Below are 20,402 nucleotides of genomic sequence, written 5' to 3'. Positions count from 1 at the left end.
CCCAACTTTCTCATGCTCCCCAAGCCCGAGGAGATCATCGGCAAGCTGCGTGAGGTTGAGATCATGCTGGGCCAGGGCGGCACGACGGCCGAGGCATGCCGGCGCATCGCAGTCAGCGAGCAGACCTATTACCGATGGCGCAAGGAATATGGTGGTCTGAAGACGGATCAGGCGCGGCGGATGAAGGATCTGGAGAAGGAGAACCTCCGGCTGCGTCGCGCGATCTCGGACCTGACATTGGACAAGCTGATCCTGCAGGAGGCGGCGCGGGGAAACTTCTGAGCCCCGCACGGCGCCGGCGGTGCATCGACCAGGTGCGTGAGGTGCTGGATGTGTCCGAGCGACGGGTGTGCCGCGTCCTCGGGCAGCATCGGTCGACGCAGCGCAAAGTGCCGTGTGGGGCAGATGACGAGGAGGCGCTGACCGACGACATCGTCGCGCTGGCCAGGCAGTACGGGCGCTACGGCTATCGCCGGGTAACCGCACTGCTGCATGCGGCCGGCTGGTCGGTGAACCACAAACGGGTGGAACGGATCTGGCGACGCGAGGGGCTGAAGGTGCCTCAGCGACAGCCGAAACGTGGTCGGCTGTGGTTGAACGATGGCTCGTGTATTCGGCTGCGGCCGGAATATCCCGGGCACATCTGGGCGTACGACTTTGTCGAGGCACGGACGCACGACGGGCGCAAGTTCCGCATCCTCACGATCATCGACGAGGCCAGCCGCGAGTGCCTGGCGCTGGTGGTCGCCCGTCAGCTTCGCCACGAAGATGTGCTGGCGGCCCTGGCCGAGCTGTTCATTGACCGGGGCCCGCCTGACCATATCAGATCGGACAACGGCAGCGAGTTCATCGCCACCGCAGTCCAGAAATGGCTTGGGCAGATCGGCGTGAACACGCTCTACATCACGCCAGGCTCGCCATGGGAGAACGGCTACAACGAGAGCTTCAATGGCTCGCTGCGTGACGAGCTGCTTAACGGAGAGATCTTCTACAGCCTCGCCGAGGCCAGAGTGCTGATCGAGGCGTGGCGGCGCCACTACAACACCATCCGGCCACATAGCAGCCTGGGCTATCGCCCACCCGCACCAGAAGCGGCGACGCCGCCATTGCCGGCCTCCGGTTCCGCTTCGCTCCACCTGCGCCCGGCAATGGCGGCGGAGACGACAATGCACTAACTATCTACCCGGACCACCCGGTGGGGGCTGCTCAGTACATCCAGCCCCAACCGATGATCTTGAAGTAGGTAAAATCAGTCTGCCACATCTCGTTCGGCCGGGTGGTCTTGGTGTGGAACTGATCGGCGGCCTTGATCACGACATAGGCCGGGCTGGTGATCAGATCATGGGCCTTCAGCAGACGGTAAACCGTCGATTCCGACACGAAGTAGCGCTTCTCGTCGGTGAAGCGCACCGCCAGTTCGCGGGGGCTCAGATCGGTCTCTTCCAGCGCCAGTTCCACGATCTGGTCCTGGATGTCGTCGCCGATGCGGTTCCACACTCGGCTTGGCGCCGACGGCCGATCCTCCAGCGCCTCCGGCCCGCCTTCAAGGTAGCGATCATACCAGCGGTAGAACGTCCGGCGGGCGATACCGAGCTTATCCAGCGTCCGCTTGGCGGGCAGATGCGACTGCTCGACGATCCTGATGATCTCGAGCTTCTCAGATGCGGGATACCTCATTCGTCGTCGCCCCCATCCGCGATCATGCTTTTTTTGAGCAGACGGTTTTCCAGCGTCAGGTCGGCCACGCATTCCTTCAGGGCACGGGTTTCGCGGCGCAGGTCGTGCACCTCGCCGGTGGTCGCAGCTCGGGCGGTATCGCCGGCCAGACGACGCTTGCCCGCTTCCATGAACTCCTTCGACCAGGTGTAATACAGGCTCTGGGCGATGCCTTCCTTGCGGCACAGCTCGGCGATACTGTCTTCGCCGCGCAGCCCCTCCAGCACGATCCTGATTTTGTCCTCTGCAGAGAAGTGCCGGCGCGTCGCACGCCGTATGTCCTTCACCACCCGCTCAGCTGGGGCCTTCGGCGCCGATTTTTTCAAGGAGGATTTGGGCTTCATCTTCGTTCCTTCGTCACTACGACGAAGCCCAAATCCTCCTTAAATCACAACCTCAAATCTGTGCCATTGGCGCTGACGGCGGACAGGTCGTGCTACGCATTCCGGGGATGACCTATCAAAGCAAGTGGCATGACCCGCATCCGTTAGCTCGAACGGCCTTCTCGCAGTCGGGACCACCCATCAGGCAAGGCATACCCGTTGGGCAGCGGGTTGACTCTTAGGGACCGCCCCTGCAGGAGATCACACGTTTGCACTGGATTTATCGACAAAACCCCAAATTTTGCAGGTTTGACAGAAATCTTCGATCAGGATAGCAATTTTATCCAGATATCGGTCTGCAAGGAATATCAGTTATGAACGCACCGGTGGCAAAGCTGGTAGAAGCAGCGGGCAAAGATACCGGCAACTCGGTCTCGCAGGCCGGTGTCAGTTTGACAGCATCTGTTTATCTACAACTCCGCGCAGATCTACTTTCCGGCAAATTTCTGCCCAATACTCGTCTTGCCATTAAGATGCTACAAGAGCGATACGGAACAGGCTCATCGCCAATTCGCGAGGTATTAAGCCGCCTTACTGCAGAAGGATTTGTAGTTCAAATTGATCAGCGGGGTTTTCGGGTGCCTGCTTTTTGTGCAGATGAACTCGAAGAACTTACGCGGGGTCGATGCCTGCTTAACGAGATAATTTTCAGAGAAGCGATAGCTTCCGCAAATGATGCCGATGACGAGGCGATAATTGTCGCTCATTTCCGCTTGACCCGTACGCCACATGATCTGCCCGGAAGCCCGGGCACACTTAATCCAGAATCCGAAGAGGCACATTTCCGTTTCCATCGAGCACTGACCGCACCGTGTAGATTGAAAACGCTTCTGGATTTTGAAGAGAAATTATTTGAGAGATCGACTCGTTACCGAGTGCTTGCCGAATCGCAAGTACGCTCCACTGAAGCAGAGCATCATGCCATTATGAATGCAGTTCTGGATCGGAATACGAATCTTGCCATCAAATTAAGCAATGATCATATTATGGAAACAGCAAGCATTGCAGCCGCACACTTGCGATCTCATACTTAACTTAATCACCTTTATGTAAAGTATACTCCGTTAACGACGGTGGTTAATTATTCCCCGCTTCTGAATCGGCGACGCGATCCCGAAGGGTTGGCCCGAATAACGCATTTTCAAGCCTCGCAAAATCCGGTCCGCAAGGGTCAATTCCAACACCGACGTAAGAGTGGCTGCAAATCCCCCCCTTTGACACGGTCATTGAGGGGAAGGCCTCAAACGCCAGGTTGCCACGTTAAATATCGATTTTCCTCCCATTTGGCGTTGACATATTGACATTCCAATTTAAGGCATATCCCGGACGGTCGCGTGATGGCCGGATGCGAGGGTGAGGGCTTTTATGCGGATTGGTAACGTTGGCGGCAGGGCCTCGTTGATTGTTGATGCAGGCGCGATCGATATCGATCGGGCCAGTGGCGGCAAGTTTCCTGCTGACATGGCCGGATTGTTCGAGTGTTGGGGGGATTTCATCGCCTGGGCACGTGAGGGCCGGTTTGAAACCGGGGCGGAAGCTTTCGACGAGCGGTCACTGGGCGCGCCCTCGCCGATGCCGCGGCAGGTTTTCGCGGTGGGCCTCAATTATCGAGACCACGCCCTGGGCGAGGCCGGCCTGAAGGAGCTGCCGACTTCGCCGTTGATCTTCACCAAGTTCCCCACCTGCATCGCGGGTCCTTACGACGATCTTCCCCTTCCCGTCGGCAATGTCGACTGGGAAATCGAACTAGTCGCGGTCATCGGCACCCGGGCGAGCCGTGTCTCCGTCGAAGACGCGCTCGACCATGTGGCAGGCTATGCAGTCGGACAGGACTTCTCCGAACGGTTGATGCAGCTTTCCGGCGGCATGCCCCAGTTCTCGCTGGGTAAGTCATTCCCCGGCTTCGGCCCCTTCGGACCGTGGCTGGTGACACTCGATGCGCTCGACGAAACGAACGGCCTTGCGGTCGAATGCACAGTCAACGGCGTGAAGGTCCAAGGGTCCGACACCTCGCAGCTCATCTTCCCAGTGAATGACCTGGTGAGCCGCCTCTCGCACGTCTGTACGCTCTTGCCTGGCGACGTCATCTTCACCGGTACCCCCGCCGGCGTGGGGAATGCCAGAAACCCCAAGTGGTTCCTCAAGCCCGGCGATGAGGTCGTCAGCACAATCGCCCAAATCGGCTCCATCAAACAAACCTGCGTGGCCGACCCCTGCCAGTAAAAATTTGCATTGGAGAAGAGCCCATGCCCAAAGTTGTTTTTGTAGCTGCGGATGGTCGCGAGATCGAAACGAATGTCGATATCGGCACTGACCTGATGCATGCTGGTCTCTACAATAGCGTACCTGGCCTGCTTGGGGAATGCAGTGGCGGTTTAGCGTGTGCAACCTGCCGTGTTCACGTCCCTGCCGAATGGCAAGGCGTGTTGCCTGCGGCGCTTCCTGCAGAAGCGGAATTGCTCGGATTTTGCGAGGAGTCGCCTCCCGAGGCACGATTGTCCTGCCAGATCAAAATGACCCAAGAACTTGATGGTCTCAGGTTGCTGGTGCCCGAAGACCAAGATTAAGTCAAAAAGTCCACAGCGTAGATTTGAAATCGGCCTTGTACCGTAGCGGGAGATTCAACGTGTCCGAATACCAGTTCTCAGGCACTGTCCACTGGTCCGAGACAGACGCTTCCGGTCGGTTTCATTTTTCCAATGCGTTGCTCTGGGCGGAAAATGCTGAGCATTCCTTGTGCCGCAGCATTGATCCCGATGTTTCAATCTCAAGAATGCCGCGTAGATCGATTTCCGCTAACTTTTCCCGTCCATTTTTGGCGGCAGACAAATATATTGTAAATCTCTCCATAGAAAAACTTGGAACTAGTTCCATTTCCTATGCTTGGATTATTGAAAGTTTGGGCGAAGTGGCGGTCGAGGGGCGACATGTAGTTGTCCATATAGACGAGGACGGCCGACCTGCCCCGATTCCAGCATCATTGCGGATCGGACTGGAGAAGTATCTTGCCGCACGGAGCGATCGTTGAGTCCTTTATGGCGAATATCGACATCTGAGTACTCGTTGAAATCGGCAGTCGCCGAGAGAAGCAATGATGAAGGCAACTGCCAACCGCCCGATCAACACCGTTCTGGCCATGCTGAGGAGCGCGCCCTATGACTTACCTGTTTGAAGTAGCCGATGTACCTGGCGTAACCGTTCTCGGGGAACCCGATTGCTTTCCGATCGGCCGGATTTTCTGCGTTGGGCGCAACTATGAGGCACACGCAACCGAGATGGGGTTCAAGGTTGACCGCGAGGCTCCCTTCTATTTTAACAAGGCTGCTTCGACATTTGTCGCGAGCGGGTCTACGATTCCGTATCCCCCTGGTACAAGCAATTACCATTACGAAATGGAGTTGGTCGTCGCCATTGGTAAACAAGCATTTCAAATTTCCGAAGCTGAAGCCGGATCGATAATCTACGGATTTGCTTGCGGGCTCGACATGACGAGACGCGATCTCCAACTGGTTGCGCGAGAGAAGGGTCGCCCGTGGGATTTAGGGAAAGATTTTGAGCAGTCCGCCGTCGTAGCGCCGATCACGAAGGCAGCGCAGTTTGCAATCGAAAACCAGCGCATTTCATTAAGCGTGAACGGTGAGATCAAGCAAGATCAGGTTCTGGCCGATCTTGTTTGGAGCGTACCTGAACTGATCGCCGACCTATCCCGCTTTTATCACCTTGCACCGGGTGACCTTATCTTCACCGGCACGCCGGCCGGCGTCGGCCCAGTCGTGGCTGGCGACACGCTCGAAGGGACAATCGATGGGCTTACCCCGGTTCAACTCGTAATTGGGCCTGGAGAATAATGCTCTATTATGGCTATTGGCGCAGTTCTGCAGCGTGGCGTTGCAGAATTGCCTTCAATCTGAAGAAAATCGCGCCGGAATTTGTGGCCGTCCATCTCACACGCGATGGAGGAGCACAGCGGACGGAGGAGTTCCGCGTCATAAATCCGCAGAAGCGGGTACCTGCGCTGGATTTGAACGGGGCAGTCTTGACCCAATCGCTGGCGATTATCGAGTGGCTCGAGGAGACTATCCCGGAGCCAGCTCTTCTGCCGGACGATCCCTGGTCTCGTGCTCAAGTCCGCGCTTTCGCCCTGGCAATCGCCTGCGATATTCACCCTCTTCAGAATTTGGAAGTGCAGCAGTATCTGCGCGGCAAGCTCAACCTGGAGCAAAGCGCAGTGTCTGATTGGCTTGGGCACTGGATCGGCAACGGATTGCTAGCCTGCGAAGCCCTTCTTGGCAGTCAGCCGAGCAATCAGGCCTTTGCATTTGGAGCGAGCCCGACGCTCGCCGATATCTGCCTGGCACCTCAGCTATATTCGGCAGAACGGTTCGGTATCAGCCTTAACGACATGCCCCGCCTACGTACGCTCGGTGCAAGTTATGCAGATCATCCGGCATTCGTTGACGCACACGCGCACAATCAACCCGATAGTGAAGAATGGTTTTGGGGGATCTAAGCCGAATCCGGGTGGGCCTTGCACGGCCTGTCAGCGGCATGCCGGCGCTGCGGCATTGCCGAGGATCGGCAGGGGTAGCTGATGCAGATAGGGGCAGGGGGCTTGCCAAGCGGGCCGAGATGCCGATCCTCGCGCGCGGGAGGTTTCAGCACCAACCCACGAGGTACAACCATGGCCAGAAAAGGAAGTCTCGAAGCCGAAAGACAGGCAATCGCAAAGGAGCGTCAAGCGCTGGAAGCGCGCGAGGCGAAACTGCGGACAAACGAGCGGGCGGCAAGCGTCGAGCTGATGCACAAGTCAGTTCTCGGCAAGGCGCCGTTCGAGAGAGTCGAAGCATTCTTCGCCGCTCTCGGAAAGCTCGGTCTGGACGAAGCCGAGAAGCGCCTTCGGGCAAGCTGAAACCGGCCTCGGCAGAGGCCAGCGCAGCCGGGGTTAGATGCCCCGGCTGCGCTTTATTTGGACACGCAAAAAAGGGGGCCGGAGAGCCCCTTGTCGGTGCCCTCCGGCGCTGTGGTCGATGATCATTTCAGAACGGACAATCCGCGTCCCAGTCGGGATCCATCACCACGCTCATGAAGCTTGCGGCGCGGGCGATGTTCGCTTCGTCAAAGTCGTCGGCCATCATGCCCGGGACGGAATGGACGATCCGGTCGATCAGGTCCTGGGGCAGGGCGTTGTAGTCGCCCTCGTCGATGGCGAGAAAGCAGCCGAACTCGTCCTCGATGACATGGCTGTCGAAGAAGCTGTGCTGGGCCCGGATCGTCGCGGCGCGCACCGCTGCATCATAGCTGATGGGGTCGAAAGCCGGGATGTCGAGGGTCTTGGTAAGAGCGTTCATGTGAGCCTCCTGTCAAAGGAATTGAAGAGGTCTCGGGTCGTGCGGCTGAGCGGAACAGAAAAGTGTCATAAGGAGCCGTTTGGCTCAATGCAGCGATAGATAGTGGCCGGGTGAACATTGAAGGTCCTGGCGACGGAGCTGATTGATTTGCCCTCCAGAACAAGTTGGCGAGCAAGCTCGGCCTGATCGGGTCGCATTTTCTTTGGGCGTCCGAAGGTCACGCCGCGCACCATAGCCGCCTTTCGACCCTCGTCGGTTCGGCTCAATATTAGAGACCGCTCGAACTGGGCGATCCCGGCGAATACGGTCATGATCATCACGCCAGACGGGGACGTGGTATCGGCCCAAGGTTCATCAAGCGATTGTAATCCTGCCTGCTTTTCCCTGATACGTTCCGCGATGTGCAAGAGTTCGATGGTGGATCGCGCCAAACGATCGAGGCGGGTGACGACGAGAACATCGTCTTTGCGCAGGTGGCCCATCAGCTTTTCAAGCTCGAGCCGGCCACGAGCGGCCCCTGATATTTTCTCGTCGAACATCATTTCACAGCCAGCCTCCGAGAGCCGAGCGCACTGGATGTCCAGGTTCTGATCCTCGGTGGAGACGCGCGCGTAGCCGAGCTTCATGCGGAGGCTCCCGCCATTGTGCGAAAGTTGCTGCAAAACGACTTTATTTCGCACATATATTTTGCGAAGAAATTCGCCTTGTTTATCGGCATCGGCCGTCCCCTTCGCAAAAGTTGGAAGTTTCGCACGGTATGCCCACCCGTCACCTCACTGATGCCCAGCGTCAGGGCTTTTCTCGCTTCGACGGCGAACCGTCGGCCGACCAACTCGCGCGATATTTCCATCTGGACCAAACTGATCGCGACCTCATTGGAACTCTGCGCGGAGACCATAATCGGCTCGGCTTCACCGTGATGCTGACGAGCGCCCGGTTTCTGGGCGCATTTCCAGTCTCTCCTTCCGAGATCCCCGCGTCGGTCCTGGCGACCGTGATCGAACAACTCGCTCTTGAGCCCGCCACGGACGTGGACGCCTATTTTGCGGGAAGCCGGCGCATCCGGCACCTCGCGCTCATCCGGACGCACTGCGGCTTCACGGACTTTGGCGACAACGCGGTGGCGCGTTTCCGATTGACCAGATGGCTCTACGCCCTTTGTTGGAGCGGCGACGAGCGGCCCGGCCCCTTGATTGATCGAGCGGCGGCCTGGCTGATCGCCAACAAGGTGCTGCTGCCAGGCGTCACGGTCGTCGAGCGATTGGTCGGCAGAATCCGCGATCGTGCGCGGACCAGGCTTTGGCGCCATCTGGTCGCCAGCTTGAGCGATGACCAACGCGCGCGCATCGCCGCCCTGTTTGACGATGGCGACACATCCACGTTCGCCGCCTTGGACGCGCTGCGGACAGTGCCCTCCAAGCGCATGCCGACCGAGCTCTTCCGTCACCTTGATCGGCTCGATGCGGTCCGGGCGTTCAATCTGCGGCCGGCGCCACCAAGGGGTGTTCCCGCGACAACCCTTGAGCGGCTCGCGCGGGTAGCGCGTGTCAGCAAGCCTTCGGCCATTGCGGCCCTTCAGGAGCCTCGTCGAACCGCGACTGTAGCCGCGCTCTTCCATACGCTCGAAGCGGCGGCCCAGGACGATGCCGCCGAGCTGGCCGAGGTTCTGCTTGCCGATTTGGTGAAGGGGGCCGAAGCCGCCGACAAACAGGACCGTCTGCGCAGTCTGCGCGATCTCGATGGCGCCGCGATGCTGCTCCACGCGATGGGTCTGTTGGTTTTGACCGACGATGTCCTGCCCCTCAATGAATGGAGAGATGTGCTCTTCGAGCGGTTGCCCCGTCCCGACATCGAGGCCGCCATGTCCAAGGTGGAGGCGATCGCCAAGCCCGCAGAGAGCAAGCCCTACGACCAACTGCGGAGAAAGTGGCGGGGTGCCCGGAAATTGTTCTTCGAAATCACCAACCGCATCGAGACCGACGCCGCCCCGGGCGGCAAAAACGTCAAGGCCGCGATCAGCTACCTCAAGGGCGTAGACGACTGGTCGTCTCTCGCCAAGATGCGCGGCGCACCGACCGCTGCGATCCCAAAGGCGTGGAGGCAACATGTCCTGGATCATGAAGGCAGTGTGCGGGACCCGAAAGCCTATGTCTTCGCGATCATCGATGCATGGCGTCTCGCGATCAAGCATCGCGATGTGTTCGCCAAGCCCGGCATCCGATACGGAGATCCTCGGCGCGGGATGCTCGAGGGCGAGTCCTGGCACAATTCCAGGTTGATGGTGGCACGCGCCCTGGGCCGATCTCTGGAAGCCGACACTGAGATTGACGGTCTCTCCCGCCTTCTCGACGAGGCATATCGACATGTCGTCGCGCGCGCCGGCCACAATCCTGACCTGCGTTTCGAGACGGTCGCCGACAAGACCGGGATTGTGGTCACGCCCCTCGACAAGCTTGATGAATCCGAGAGCCTTCGTGCGCTGCGCGGCGCCGTCCAAACGCGCATGCCGAAGGCGGGGATGCCCGACATCTTTCTTGAAGTCATGGCGCGAACCGGATTCGCCAAGTCCTTTACCCATCTGAGCGAGCGTCAGGCCACCGTCGAGCACTTCGAGATAAGCCTGTGCGCAACCCTGGTCGGCGGCGCCTGCAACATCGGTCTTGAGCCAGTTGTGCGCCCGGAAATTGCGGCTCTGCGTCGCGACCGGCTGTCTTGGGTCAATCAGAATTTCATTCGGCCTGAGACCATAGCTGCGGCGAACGCCGCGATCGTTGCCGCCCACAATCGCCTGGATATCGTTCGCCACTGGGGCGCCGGAGAGGTGGCCAGCGCGGACGGAATGCGGTTTGTCGCTCCGTCGAGCGCCATACATGCCGGCCCCAATCCCAAATACTATGGCCAGGAGCGCGGCGTCACTTGGTACAACATGATTTCCAATCAGTTCAGCGGGCTGGCCGGAGCGGTCATCCCCGGCACCTTGCGCGACAGTTTGGTCGTCCTGGCTCTCCTGCTGGAGCAGGAAACCGAGCTCGATCCTCTGGAGATTATGACCGACACCGCTGCCTATTCCGACGCAATTTTCGGCCTGTTCTGGCTCCTGGGCTACCGATTCAGCCCCCGTCTGGCGGACATCGGCGGCGCGAAGCTGTGGCGCATCGACCGCCAGGCGAGCTACGGACAATTCGATGAGATTGCCTGGGGCAGGATCAAAATCAATCTGATTAGGGAAAACTGGTCCGACCTGATCCGTTTGGCCGGGTCGATCAAGCTCGGCCACCTCAAGGCCGCAGGCGTCATGCGCATGCTGCAGGTCAAAGACCGCCCAACGACCCTGGCCAAGGCCCTGTCTGAACTGGGGCGCATCATCAAGACGCTGCACATCCTGCGATACATCGACGACCGACCGTTCCGCCGACGGATCTTGTTTCAGCTCAACCGGCAGGAATTGCGCCACAAGCTCGGTCGGCGCGTCCATCACGGCGATCGGGGCGAAATCAGAAGCCCTTTGCGTCAAGGCCAAGAGGAGCAGCTCGGGGTCCTCGGTCTCGCCCTCAACTCCATCGTCCACTGGAACGCTGTCTACATGCAGGAAACCGTGCGCCAACTCAGCGAGGCCGGGGCGCCACCGCTGCCCGCCGATATCGCTCGACTCTCGCCGATATTCTGGCGTCACATCAATTTCCTCGGGAGCTACGACTTCTCCGTGCCCGACGCCGTCGCAAACGGCGGCCTCAGACCGCTACGCCAACCTAATTCCGAATGGGACTTTTGAAAAGAAATAATGCCCCTTACGACACTTTCTTGTTCCGCTCAGCCGCACGACCCAACGTTGAGGAAGGTCTCCTGCTGGCCGGCGAAGCTTGCATCGGGCAGATCCTCCGCGGTGGCGCTGCTGCGGACGGCGACGGCTGGGCGATTGACACCCAAGCGCCGGCTCAATTGCGCGTAAGCTGCGATAATCTCGTCTGCGATCTGCGTCGGGAAGCTGCTTTCGAGAAAGAGGGTGCGGATGGCGTTGCCGGTTTCCTGGAGCGTCGCTTTGCCAGAGTGGAAATCATTGAGATGCTCCGCGACAGTCCGTTCGAGCTTGTTCTCGGACACATGAGTCCAATAGGCATTGGCGGTCGTCGCGAAGCCGGACGGAACCTTCACACCCTTCTGGCTGAGAGCGGCCGTCATCTCGCCCAGCGAGGCGTTTTTGCCGCCCACCGCGGGCAGGTCGGTTATCCCGATATTCTCGAACCAAAGAATGTGTGGCTTGGACATGACTTTCCCCAGCTTCCGGTAGGCGGTGTCTCAACATGAAGACCACTCTTCGCTCGGGAGCATTGCTGTTCTTTGGTCCGCCGGTCATTACGTAAGGACCCTATGAGGCGCACGCCGGTCGGATCGACAAGGCACGTGGCCGACGAGCGCGGCCGAGCCCGGCTGCTGCCGCGATGTCTGAGCCAGCCGAGACCCGCGGCGAACCAAGCCGATAATCGACCGTGTCGATCATGCTGCACTGGACGATCTTTGTGCTGATCTTCGCCAATGCCACCTTCGGCGGCTGGATGGAGGATGCGGATGGACCCGCCAAGCTCAACTATTTCCAGCTCCATAAGTCGGTCGGTATCACCGTGCTCGTGTTGAGCCTGTTCCGGCTCGGCTGGAGAATCACGCACCCTTGGCCGCCATTTCCCGACGCGATGGCAACATGGGAGCGCGTCTTTGCCCGCAGCACGCACATTCTCTTCTACATGCTGATGATCGGGGTGCCATTGCTCGGCTGGGCTGCCGCATCGGCCGGCGGCGCGCCCGAGGTGCCGCTATACGGCGGTGCCGGCCCCGAACCTTCCATTGAGCGAGAACGAAGATCTTTCCGAGGCGCTCGGCGGCCTGCACAAAGCAATGGTCATGGCGATCTACGTCGTGCTCGGACTACATGTCCTGGGCGCGCTCAAGCATCATTTTTCCTCGACAGGGACGAGGTGCTGAGCCTCGGCGAGTTCCACCTGCGTCGGGGGGCTCCGCCGAGGCGCGCGTGCCGGTGGCGTCGGTGGGCAGCAGCATACAGTCGCTGCGCGAGCCCGTCCGACTGGGTGACGGGGAAGTCGACCTCGAACATCTGAATGTTGCGCGCGCCGAAGCTATTGCGGGAGTTTGAGCCGCGCACCGACATGCCGACATCGCGGACCATGGCCCTGGATCACTACGACGCCGGGGGAGAGCTTGACGATATCGGCGATGGTGGTCGCCGGTGTTTAACGGAAGGCGTGTCGTCAATCGTCGTCACGGTCTGGGCCGTGACCTTCGTGGTGAGCGACAGCGCCTTGCCGGGTGACGATGATGTCGGTCGGTGCTGTCAAGTTGAGCGAGCCGATGGAGCTAGGCGTACCGGAGGTGCGGACTGCCTGTTGTTCGAGTCACTCGCTAGTTCGGCCTCCGGTCGAATGGGACCGGTCAGGGGCTGTCAGAGCGCCGCTCTGGGATGCCCATAGCACTTGGTGTCATCTGAGAGCGTCAGGTGGCGGCCTAATGCGTCAAACGGCGACCCTAGCAAGTAGGCACTGCGTCACATATTATCGGTCAGCCGTGCGGTTTCAGATCTCGTGCGGGCAGGTTTGCTTTCGCGGCACTATCAGGGCTTTCGCGTCGACCACCACAATCGGGGCGCCCAGCGTGAGGCGGTCTATACGCTCATGCCGCCGGTTTTCATGGTCATTCGCAGGCCCTGAAGGCATCGCGTCTTCAACGCGGGGGCAACGTTTTCGACCAATTCACGTCATGTCATCGGCCGCTTTCAGCCTCTCTGGCATGGCAAGTAGCTTGGCGGCTGCCATCAGGATTGCCTCATCTGCGCTGGGGAAAGCCTCTGTCGAGCTTATCGACACGCCATCAGGATATGTGATCGTAGCCTGGAACCCGTTGCTTTTGGGCGTCGCACTCAGCCGAACTTCCATGACCTCGCGTCCAAACCTACCATCCAAGGCGGGAACGGTGCGAATTCCATTCCGAATGCGCGCATATACGGCATGGAAACTCCCATCTCATCCTCCGCCAATAGCACCGGCACGGCTGTCAACGAAGCGGCCGCCGAGGCGTTGGATGCGCCCGGCGTGATCGACGTCGCCGATCGCTTCCGGATCGTCGAGCAGGAGTAGGCGGCCGCAAGGTCTTATTGACCCATACGGCGGAGGTCAGCCGTGACATTCCATTCTAAAAAATTCCTGACAGTCCGTGATACTACACACCATTGAAACTTCTTGAAACTTCCATTTTTCGGAAGTATTAGGAATTTCATGTCAAGCCTCGCGCAACAGGTGTCAGCGGCCGGTCTTGGGGACCGGATTTTTAGCGAACGCCAGCTTGGCGAGGCGCTGGGCGGTGGAGATGCGCGGCGCTACGGCCTGGTCAATCGCGCCCTCAAGGATGGATCGCTTATTCGGGTAAAGCGAGGCACGTATACACTTGCACGGCCCTATCGCAGCGACCAGGCGCATCCCTTCGCGGTGGCCCAAGCCCTCGTTCCGGGAAGCTATATCTCATTTGAAACCGCGCTTGCACATCACGGGTGGATTCCTGAGGCAGTGTTCGTCACCGCGAGCGTTTCGCCGGGGCGCAAAACCCTGCAGTTCGACACCGCTGATTTCGGTCCGTTCAAATTCCACCCTGTGGCCATCGAGGACTATCATTTCCTTACCAGCGTCGAGCGTGGGTCCTTCAATAGGCTTGTAGCCTTCGTCGCCCAGCCGCTGCGCGCGCTCATGGATCTTGTAGCCTTGCGCAAGGCGCAATGGGCTGGCCTCGACTGGCTGACTAGCGGCATGCGCATCGACGAAGACATGCTTTGGGCATTGAAGCGAAAAGATTTTACGGAATTGAAGTCTGTCTACAAGCACAAGGGCGTCAATGCCTTCCTCGCCGAGTTCGAAGATGCAGTCTCGGCGGCAAAAACCTCTCTGGGCGGGCAATCACGGCATGATTGATATCATCAAGGAGAAGCTACGCCAGTATGGGGCCGCGAACGCGCTTGAGGAGGAAAATGCCGTCAAAGAGATCCTTCAGGAAGTCGCGCTTTACGCACTCTGGCGCGCCGACTTTTTCAATGTTGCTCTCTTCCAAGGCGGTACGAGCTTGCGCATTCTGCATGGATTGCCGCGCTTCTCCGAGGATCTCGACTTCCTATTGCGCTCTCCCGATCCAGACTTTGACTGGTCCCCGTATCTCAAATTGTTGACCGAGGTGTTTGCCCAGTTCGGACTGAAGCTTGAAGCGCAGCCTAAGAACCGAATGGATACCTCTATTCGCCAAGCGCTCCTCAAGGATGACTCGATCGCCAGCCAGCTCGATCTGTCTTTCGTTGGCACGGGCCGCCCCAAGGCAATCAAGATCAAGCTGGAAATCGACGTTAATCCGCCGACGGGGTCGGGCGAGGGGACCACCTATCTCGATTTTCCGGCCGACTATGAAGTGCGCCACCAGGACCTGGCGTCCAATTTCGCCTTGAAGACCCATGCGTTGCTATGCCGGGGTTTCCTCAAGGGTCGCGACTGGTTCGACTTTTCCTGGTACGTTTCGCGTGACGTTTCGCCCAATCTCGATCTTCTGCGCAACGCGCTGGTGCAGGCCGGCCCATGGAAGGACGACACGCCGCTCAACGTCGATATGGCGTGGCTGAAGGACGCTCTGTCCGGTGCGATTGCCCGGATCGACTGGAAGGAGGCGTCCGACGACGTTGGGCGTTTCCTGCGGCCCGCCGAGCTCAAATCGGTCGGCCTATGGAGCGAGCGCTTTTTCCTCGCAAAGCTCGATAAGCTTATTGCGACGTCAGGCCGTTAATGTGTCGGCGCGGCATATCCGGCCCTGCGCCGAGTACAGGTTCCGTTCTGCCTCGGCAGACAAATGGGGGGCGGATAGTTGAAGTTCATTCACACAGCTGATTGGCAGCTTGGGAAGCCATATGGGCGCTTCGAGCCGGAGGTTCGCGCAGCCCTGTCCGAAGCGCGTTTCGACGCGATCGATGCGATTGGCGCCGCCGCTACACAGTATGGAGCAGACCATGTGATGGTCGCCGGCGATGTCTTCGACACGGAGGGACCTGAGGACCGCACGATCGTCCAGGCGATCTCCCGCATGGAGCGCCACCCGTGCCGCTGGTGGCTGCTGCCCGGCAATCACGATTTCGCTCGCAACGGCGGCCTCTGGGATCGGGTGCGTCAACGTGCGGGTACCGGCATCACAGTCCTCTCGGACCCGGTGCCCCAAGAGATTGACCCGGGCATCTGGCTGCTGCCCGCACCGCTGACGCATCGTCACAACCTCGACGATCCGACCGATCTCTTCGATGGCATGGAGACACCCGGCGCTCGGCTGCGCATCGGGGTGGCTCACGGTTCGATCCGCGATTTCGGCACGCAGGGCGAAACGAAAAATCAGATCGCGCCCGACCGGGCTCGTCGATCGACCCTCGACTATCTCGCGCTCGGAGACTGGCACGGCGCGCTGAAGGTCGATGCGCGCACCTGGTATTCGGGCACGCCCGAGACTGATCGCTTCCAGCGCGACGAACCGGGGCACGTGCTCCTGGTCCACGTCGCGGAGGGTCGCGAACCGACGGTCACACCGATCCGGACGGGTCGTTTTCAATGGATCAGACGAAACTGGACCGTGAACGATCAAACTGGCTTCGACGCGGAGTGCGACCAGTTGCTGGGATCGATCGATCCGCCGGTAACCCTCCTGGAGCTATCACTTGCCGGCATCACTAGCCTCACGGATCGCGTGGGCATGATGGACCGGCTCGAAAACGACGTCAGCCACCGCGTGCGCTATCTCGACATCCGGGCCGCCGATCTTGTCGGTCGCCCCAGCGAGGATGATCTCGCGGCACTCGCGGTCGAAGGCATGCTCGGCGTCGCCGCCGCGAAGCTCTCCACCCGCACTGAGGCGAGTGGACCCGAGGCGTCGGTCGCGAAACGGGCGCTGGAACGCTTGTTTGTGGAATATAGCCGGGAGGAGAGGGCATGAGCCTGCGCCTCCGCCGGATCGCTGTCGACGGTTTCCGCAAGTTTCGGGAGCCGATGGTGATCGAAGGCCTGACCGACGGCCTGAACATTGTCATCGAGCCGAATGAGACAGGCAAGTCGACGCTGCTGGAAGCGCTTCGCGCTGCCTTCTTCGTTCGTCATGGCACCAAGAACCAACTCGCCCAGTCCTTCGCGCCGCATGGGGAAGCGGTTGGCCCCGAGATCCAGGTTGCGTTCGAAGCCAATGGAGCGCCGTGGACGGTGACCAAACGGTTCCTCAAGGGCGCAACGATCGAAGTCACAGGGCCACAGGGAAAAGCGCAAGGGGAAGAAGCGGAAGCTCGGCTGCACGCCCTCCTTGGGTCCGTGCGCGACACCAGTCAGAAGGGAGATGCCGGTTCCTATGGCGCCTTGGGCCTGCTCTGGGTAGCGCAGACCGAGGCGCTCGCCGTCACAGCGCCGGGACAGATCGTCCGCGACACGGTAAGGTCGACCCTTGAGGCCGAGGTCGGCTCGATCATGGGAGGCCCGGCTTATACCCGCGTCCGGACCCGGATCGACGAGCAATTCGGTCGATACTGGTCTCCGACGGGACAGAAGCGTGGGCGGCAGAGCGAGGCCCGCGAGCGTGTCGAGATAGCCGAGGTCGCGGCGCGAGAGGCCGCTGACCGACTTGCCGGATTGGAAAGGACCTTTTCAGATCTGGAGGCGGCTCGCGCGCGGCTGAAGGTCGTCCAGCGGGAAATCGCCGACGATACCGATGTTCAGACGCGGAAGGACCTGGTCGCCTCGCTGGAGGTTGCGCGCGCGGCCGCGCAGATTCTCGCGACGCGCCGCGCTGAGCATGAGGCGGTCAGCGCTAAGGTGCGGGGGCTGGAAGATCTCTCTGAGCGCCACCGCAAGGCGACAGAAGATCGAGACAAGGCCGACCTCGCTTTGGGTCAGGCGCGTGCGCAGAGGGCGGGGTTCAGCGACGGCTTGGCTGCGGCAAAGCAACGGCTCGCCGACGCGCGTAGCGCACTCGACAGCGCGAGAGCGTCGCGTCAGGACGCCCGTTTGGCCCTCAGTGCGGGGCAGGATCGTGAGCGTGCTTCGCGTCGCAGAGCCGCTGTGGCCGCAGCGCGCAAACGGCACGCCGAACTGGCCGAACTCGAGCGACTGCACGGCGAAGCCAAGACCCTTGCGGGGACATTGATTCCCTCGAAGACGATGGACGTGCTCGAAGCGAATGAAAGGGTGGTTGCCGAAGCCCGCGCACTGCGAAGCGCCGGCGCCACAAGCATCACGCTGTCGGGCGAAACCAGCGGCATATCGATTGACGGCGAACCTGCGAGTCCCTGCGAGCGAACTCTGACTGGCATGACCATTGTTCGTTTCGGCGACGCCGAGTTGGTCATCATGCCGCCGGCAGGGGCCGCAAGCGCCGAGGAGGCGCTGTCGTCGGCGCTGAAGAAGCAGCAATCGACGCTCGAGGAGCTCGATGTCGTGGATCTCGCAGCTGCCCGCGCACGGAACGACACCGCGCGCGATGCCGCAAGCGAACTTCGAACGATTGCGGCCCGGATCGAAGCGACGACGCCGGCCGACGAAAATGTAGGGCTGGCCGCAGGCGCTGACGCGCTCAAGCTCTTCATCTTCGAACTGGTCGATGAGGCGGGCGCGGCGGAAGCCGATCTCCCGGACATCGCCGCGCTCACCAAGGCGCTCGAAACGGCGGATTCCGCGCTTGCGAAAGCAGAAGGTGCTCAGGACAGCGTGGTCGACGCCCTCCGGCGGATCGAAGAGGAGGATGCGCCGCTCGCCGCCGCCGAAGCGGGCGCGGCAAGCGATCTCGCCAATGCAAAAGCTCAAATCGACACGATTGAGGACCGGTCGGAATTTCCAACCCTCGTCGCGAATCTGACACGCGCACGCGAGCAGACCGCTGAGGCCGCGGTGAAGCTGGAGGAAGCGACCCGCGATGCCACCGCGCATGATTCTGCGGCGATCGCCCGGAAGATCGAGACTATCGATGCGAGGAATCGGGCGTCCAGCGATGCTAGAACCAAACTCGAGATGGACATTGCCCGGTTCGATGGCACCGTCGAAAGTGAGGGCGGCAAAGGTCTAGCTGATCGGGCGGCGCGCGCGCGCGAAGAGGCAGAGGCTGCGCGCGCGGCCCTGCAGCGCATCACCGAGGAAGCCGAAACGCTGAAGCTGCTGCGCGACACTCTTGACGAGGCGCGCGACGAGACGTCCGCCAAGTTCGTCGGACCCGTGGCGAAGCGCGCAAAACGACACATCGAGCGCCTGTTGCCTGGCTGCGACCTGTTCTTCTCCGAGGATCTGACCCTTGAAGCCGTCATCCGCGGCGGGATCAGTGAAGGGTGCGGGGATTTGTCGCGCGGCACCCAGGAGCAGCTGGCGGTTTTGACGCGGATCGCGTTCGCGGACATGCTGCTCGAACAGGGCCGGCCTGTTTCGCTGATCCTCGACGATCCACTCGTCTATTCTGATGACGCCCGGCTGGATTTGATGGTCGAAATCTTGAGCGAGACAGCAGAACGGATGCAGGTGATCTTGCTGACCTGTCGCGACAGAGCATTCAGACATGTGGCGGCGAACCGCGTGTCCATAGCTCGATGACGTATTTAGCTGAAACCGGCGTGCGACGCGGTTGGCGTGGCCGCAGAGTAGCCCGGACAGTCGGGATAAGAACAAGACGATGGGGGCTTTGAGGGCATGGGCGTGATCAAGCATTTTCCACGCGGATCCGAGTGGCGGCAGTGGGATATGCATATTCACACCCCGGCTTCCTTTCATTGGAAGGGAGAGCGCTTCTCAGCAAGTGGGTGCACGAGCCGAGACAACGAGTTGATCGATGAGATGATCGGGGCGATCAATGATGCCGCTCCGGCTGTTTACGCTATCCAGGACTATTGGGGCTTCGAGGGTTGGTTTGCGCTGAAGCGGCGTTTGAGTGAGGGGGATGGCCCCCGATTAGAGAAGACCGTTTTCCCCGGTATCGAGCTACGACTTGCTGCGCCAATCCAAGGGCGCTTGAACGCGCACGTCCTTTTTTCAGACGAGATACCTGACCAGCATCTCAGAGACTTTCTCTCGGCGCTGAAGCTGGAGATCACCGGGCAACCGCTCTCCCCCCACGCGCTCATCGTCTATGCCCGAGCGGCGAACGCGGATAAGCTTAAAACCCATAGCTTTGAAAAAGCGGAGGTCATGGCTGACGAGGAAACAGCACTCCGCGCCGGTTGCATTATAGCAGAACTCAACGTCGACAGCTACAAAGCCGCCGTTCGGGCAGTGCCCGACGGCATGGCGCTCGGGTTTATGCCGTTCGAGACAAACGATGGTCTCGCTTCCGTCAAGCATCAGGAGCACTACGCCTACGCGATCGGGCTTTTTGATAACTCGCCAATCTTTGAGACTAGAAAGGAAGGTCTTTGGAATGCCTTCGTTGGCCGCAGATGCTCGGAGAACGATAGCTTCTTCGATGCCTTCCAAGAGTCGATCGGCGGCGTTCCTCGGCTTCCGGTGTCGGGCAGCGACGCGCACCAGTTCCGCGGGATTGCCGGCGACAATAACGCTCGTGGGTACGGCGATTTTCCATCTCAGAGGATTACCTGGATTAAAGCCGACCCGACGTGGCGTGGTCTGCAGCAAGCTATCAAAGAACCCCTAAAACGGTGCCACATAGGCCTGACGCCACCCAAGCTGCAGCGGATTTCCGCAAACAAGACCTTCTATATCGACTCCGTATCGCTCTCGAAGGTCGATGGTAGTTCGCTAGCCGAGACCTGGTTTGACGGCTGCGCAATACCGTTCAACGCCGATCTCGTGGCGATCATTGGCAACAAGGCCCCGTGACCGCGAAGCTGTGCAAAATGGCCATTTGGCTTCGCGCGTCCGGTGATCCGGGTTAGCATGCCGCTGCGGCGTGGATCAGGGGG

General features: G+C 60.2%; 19 protein-coding genes and 1 pseudogene. 16 read left to right on the top strand and 4 right to left on the bottom strand.

The window, feature by feature from the left end:
- Positions 1-12 precede the first annotated feature (12 nt).
- Positions 13-1,175, top strand: a protein-coding gene (locus tag WFR25_RS24910; protein WP_336975165.1) for an IS3 family transposase whose coding sequence is annotated in 2 segments (ribosomal slippage) — positions 13-268 and positions 268-1,175 — 1,164 coding nt in all. Because the reading frame shifts where the segments join, the coding sequence is not laid out codon by codon here.
- A 34-nt stretch (positions 1,176-1,209) separates the two neighbouring features.
- On the opposite strand, the pseudogene WFR25_RS24905 reads toward WFR25_RS24910, so the two are convergent.
- Positions 1,210-2,060: pseudogene (locus WFR25_RS24905) on the bottom strand (helix-turn-helix domain-containing protein); the annotation flags it as partial.
- 353 nt (positions 2,061-2,413) lie between these two features.
- On the opposite strand from WFR25_RS24905, the gene WFR25_RS24900 reads away from it, so the two are divergent.
- The 7 genes from WFR25_RS24900 (at position 2,414) to WFR25_RS24870 (ending at position 7,008) form a co-directional block, all read left to right on the top strand.
- Positions 2,414-3,133: a GntR family transcriptional regulator gene (locus WFR25_RS24900; RefSeq protein WP_081435226.1), complete on the top strand. Its 720-nt coding sequence runs from the start codon at positions 2,414-2,416 to the stop codon at positions 3,131-3,133.
- Between the two features lie 331 nt (positions 3,134-3,464).
- On the top strand, positions 3,465-4,322 hold the full coding sequence (locus WFR25_RS24895) for a fumarylacetoacetate hydrolase family protein (RefSeq protein WP_011950674.1): 858 nt from the start codon (positions 3,465-3,467) through the stop codon (positions 4,320-4,322).
- Between the two features lie 23 nt (positions 4,323-4,345).
- A complete protein-coding gene (locus WFR25_RS24890) occupies positions 4,346-4,666 on the top strand; it encodes a 2Fe-2S iron-sulfur cluster-binding protein (protein ID WP_011950675.1) in 321 nt (106 codons plus the stop codon).
- 59 nt (positions 4,667-4,725) lie between these two features.
- Entirely contained in the window at positions 4,726-5,127 is a 402-nt protein-coding gene (locus tag WFR25_RS24885; protein WP_148219019.1) for an acyl-CoA thioesterase family protein, read from the top strand.
- A gap of 127 nt (positions 5,128-5,254) precedes the next feature.
- Complete coding sequence (locus tag WFR25_RS24880) at positions 5,255-5,947, top strand: fumarylacetoacetate hydrolase family protein (protein WP_336975081.1); 693 nt, start codon at positions 5,255-5,257, stop codon at positions 5,945-5,947.
- Complete coding sequence (gene maiA / locus WFR25_RS24875; protein ID WP_011950677.1) at positions 5,947-6,609, top strand: maleylacetoacetate isomerase; 663 nt, start codon at positions 5,947-5,949, stop codon at positions 6,607-6,609. Before WFR25_RS24880 ends, maiA begins: the two co-directional genes overlap by 1 nt.
- A gap of 171 nt (positions 6,610-6,780) precedes the next feature.
- Complete coding sequence (locus WFR25_RS24870) at positions 6,781-7,008, top strand: hypothetical protein (RefSeq protein ID WP_041380322.1); 228 nt, start codon at positions 6,781-6,783, stop codon at positions 7,006-7,008.
- A 127-nt stretch (positions 7,009-7,135) separates the two neighbouring features.
- Here the strand turns inward: WFR25_RS24870 and WFR25_RS24865 are convergent, their stop codons facing one another.
- Both WFR25_RS24865 and WFR25_RS24860 read right to left on the bottom strand, forming a co-directional pair.
- Positions 7,136-7,447, bottom strand: coding sequence for a hypothetical protein (locus tag WFR25_RS24865; RefSeq protein WP_011950679.1), 312 nt, complete (start codon positions 7,445-7,447; stop codon positions 7,136-7,138).
- A 65-nt stretch (positions 7,448-7,512) separates the two neighbouring features.
- The gene (locus WFR25_RS24860) at positions 7,513-8,073 is read right to left on the bottom strand and encodes a recombinase family protein (protein ID WP_059153619.1); all 561 of its coding nucleotides are present in this window, start codon (positions 8,071-8,073) and stop codon (positions 7,513-7,515) included.
- Positions 8,074-8,204: 131 nt separating this feature from the next.
- Here WFR25_RS24860 and WFR25_RS24855 point away from each other — a divergent pair, with 131 nt between their 5' ends.
- Positions 8,205-11,219 (top strand): Tn3 family transposase, encoded by a 3,015-nt coding sequence (locus WFR25_RS24855; RefSeq protein ID WP_059153620.1) that lies wholly within the window; start codon positions 8,205-8,207, stop codon positions 11,217-11,219.
- Between the two features lie 38 nt (positions 11,220-11,257).
- Here WFR25_RS24855 and WFR25_RS24850 read toward each other — a convergent pair whose 3' ends face one another.
- Entirely contained in the window at positions 11,258-11,713 is a 456-nt protein-coding gene (locus WFR25_RS24850) for a PEP/pyruvate-binding domain-containing protein (protein WP_336975079.1), read from the bottom strand.
- A 230-nt stretch (positions 11,714-11,943) separates the two neighbouring features.
- Here WFR25_RS24850 and WFR25_RS24845 point away from each other — a divergent pair, with 230 nt between their 5' ends.
- From WFR25_RS24845 to WFR25_RS24815, 7 genes are all read left to right on the top strand, one after another.
- The gene (locus WFR25_RS24845) at positions 11,944-12,558 is read left to right on the top strand and encodes a cytochrome b (RefSeq protein ID WP_336975163.1); all 615 of its coding nucleotides are present in this window, start codon (positions 11,944-11,946) and stop codon (positions 12,556-12,558) included.
- A 903-nt stretch (positions 12,559-13,461) separates the two neighbouring features.
- Positions 13,462-13,590 (top strand): hypothetical protein, encoded by a 129-nt coding sequence (locus WFR25_RS24840; RefSeq protein ID WP_336975078.1) that lies wholly within the window; start codon positions 13,462-13,464, stop codon positions 13,588-13,590.
- A 138-nt stretch (positions 13,591-13,728) separates the two neighbouring features.
- Positions 13,729-14,415: a type IV toxin-antitoxin system AbiEi family antitoxin domain-containing protein gene (locus tag WFR25_RS24835; RefSeq protein WP_336975077.1), complete on the top strand. Its 687-nt coding sequence runs from the start codon at positions 13,729-13,731 to the stop codon at positions 14,413-14,415.
- A complete protein-coding gene (locus WFR25_RS24830) occupies positions 14,408-15,268 on the top strand; it encodes a nucleotidyl transferase AbiEii/AbiGii toxin family protein (RefSeq protein WP_336975076.1) in 861 nt (286 codons plus the stop codon). The genes WFR25_RS24835 and WFR25_RS24830 overlap by 8 nt, the downstream gene beginning before the upstream one ends.
- A gap of 78 nt (positions 15,269-15,346) precedes the next feature.
- On the top strand, positions 15,347-16,456 hold the full coding sequence (locus WFR25_RS24825) for a metallophosphoesterase family protein (RefSeq protein WP_336975075.1): 1,110 nt from the start codon (positions 15,347-15,349) through the stop codon (positions 16,454-16,456).
- Positions 16,453-19,080: an AAA family ATPase gene (locus WFR25_RS24820; protein ID WP_336975074.1), complete on the top strand. Its 2,628-nt coding sequence runs from the start codon at positions 16,453-16,455 to the stop codon at positions 19,078-19,080. The genes WFR25_RS24825 and WFR25_RS24820 overlap by 4 nt, the downstream gene beginning before the upstream one ends.
- A gap of 96 nt (positions 19,081-19,176) precedes the next feature.
- Entirely contained in the window at positions 19,177-20,319 is a 1,143-nt protein-coding gene (locus tag WFR25_RS24815) for a hypothetical protein (RefSeq protein ID WP_336975072.1), read from the top strand.
- The last annotated feature ends 83 nt before the right edge of the window (positions 20,320-20,402 follow it).

The sequence above is a fragment of the Sphingobium aromaticiconvertens genome (assembly GCF_037154075.1).
Classification (GTDB): Bacteria; Pseudomonadota; Alphaproteobacteria; order Sphingomonadales; family Sphingomonadaceae; genus Sphingobium; species Sphingobium aromaticiconvertens.
Note: the sequence above shows the minus strand (reverse complement) of the source record. Positions and strands in the feature narration are given on the sequence as shown.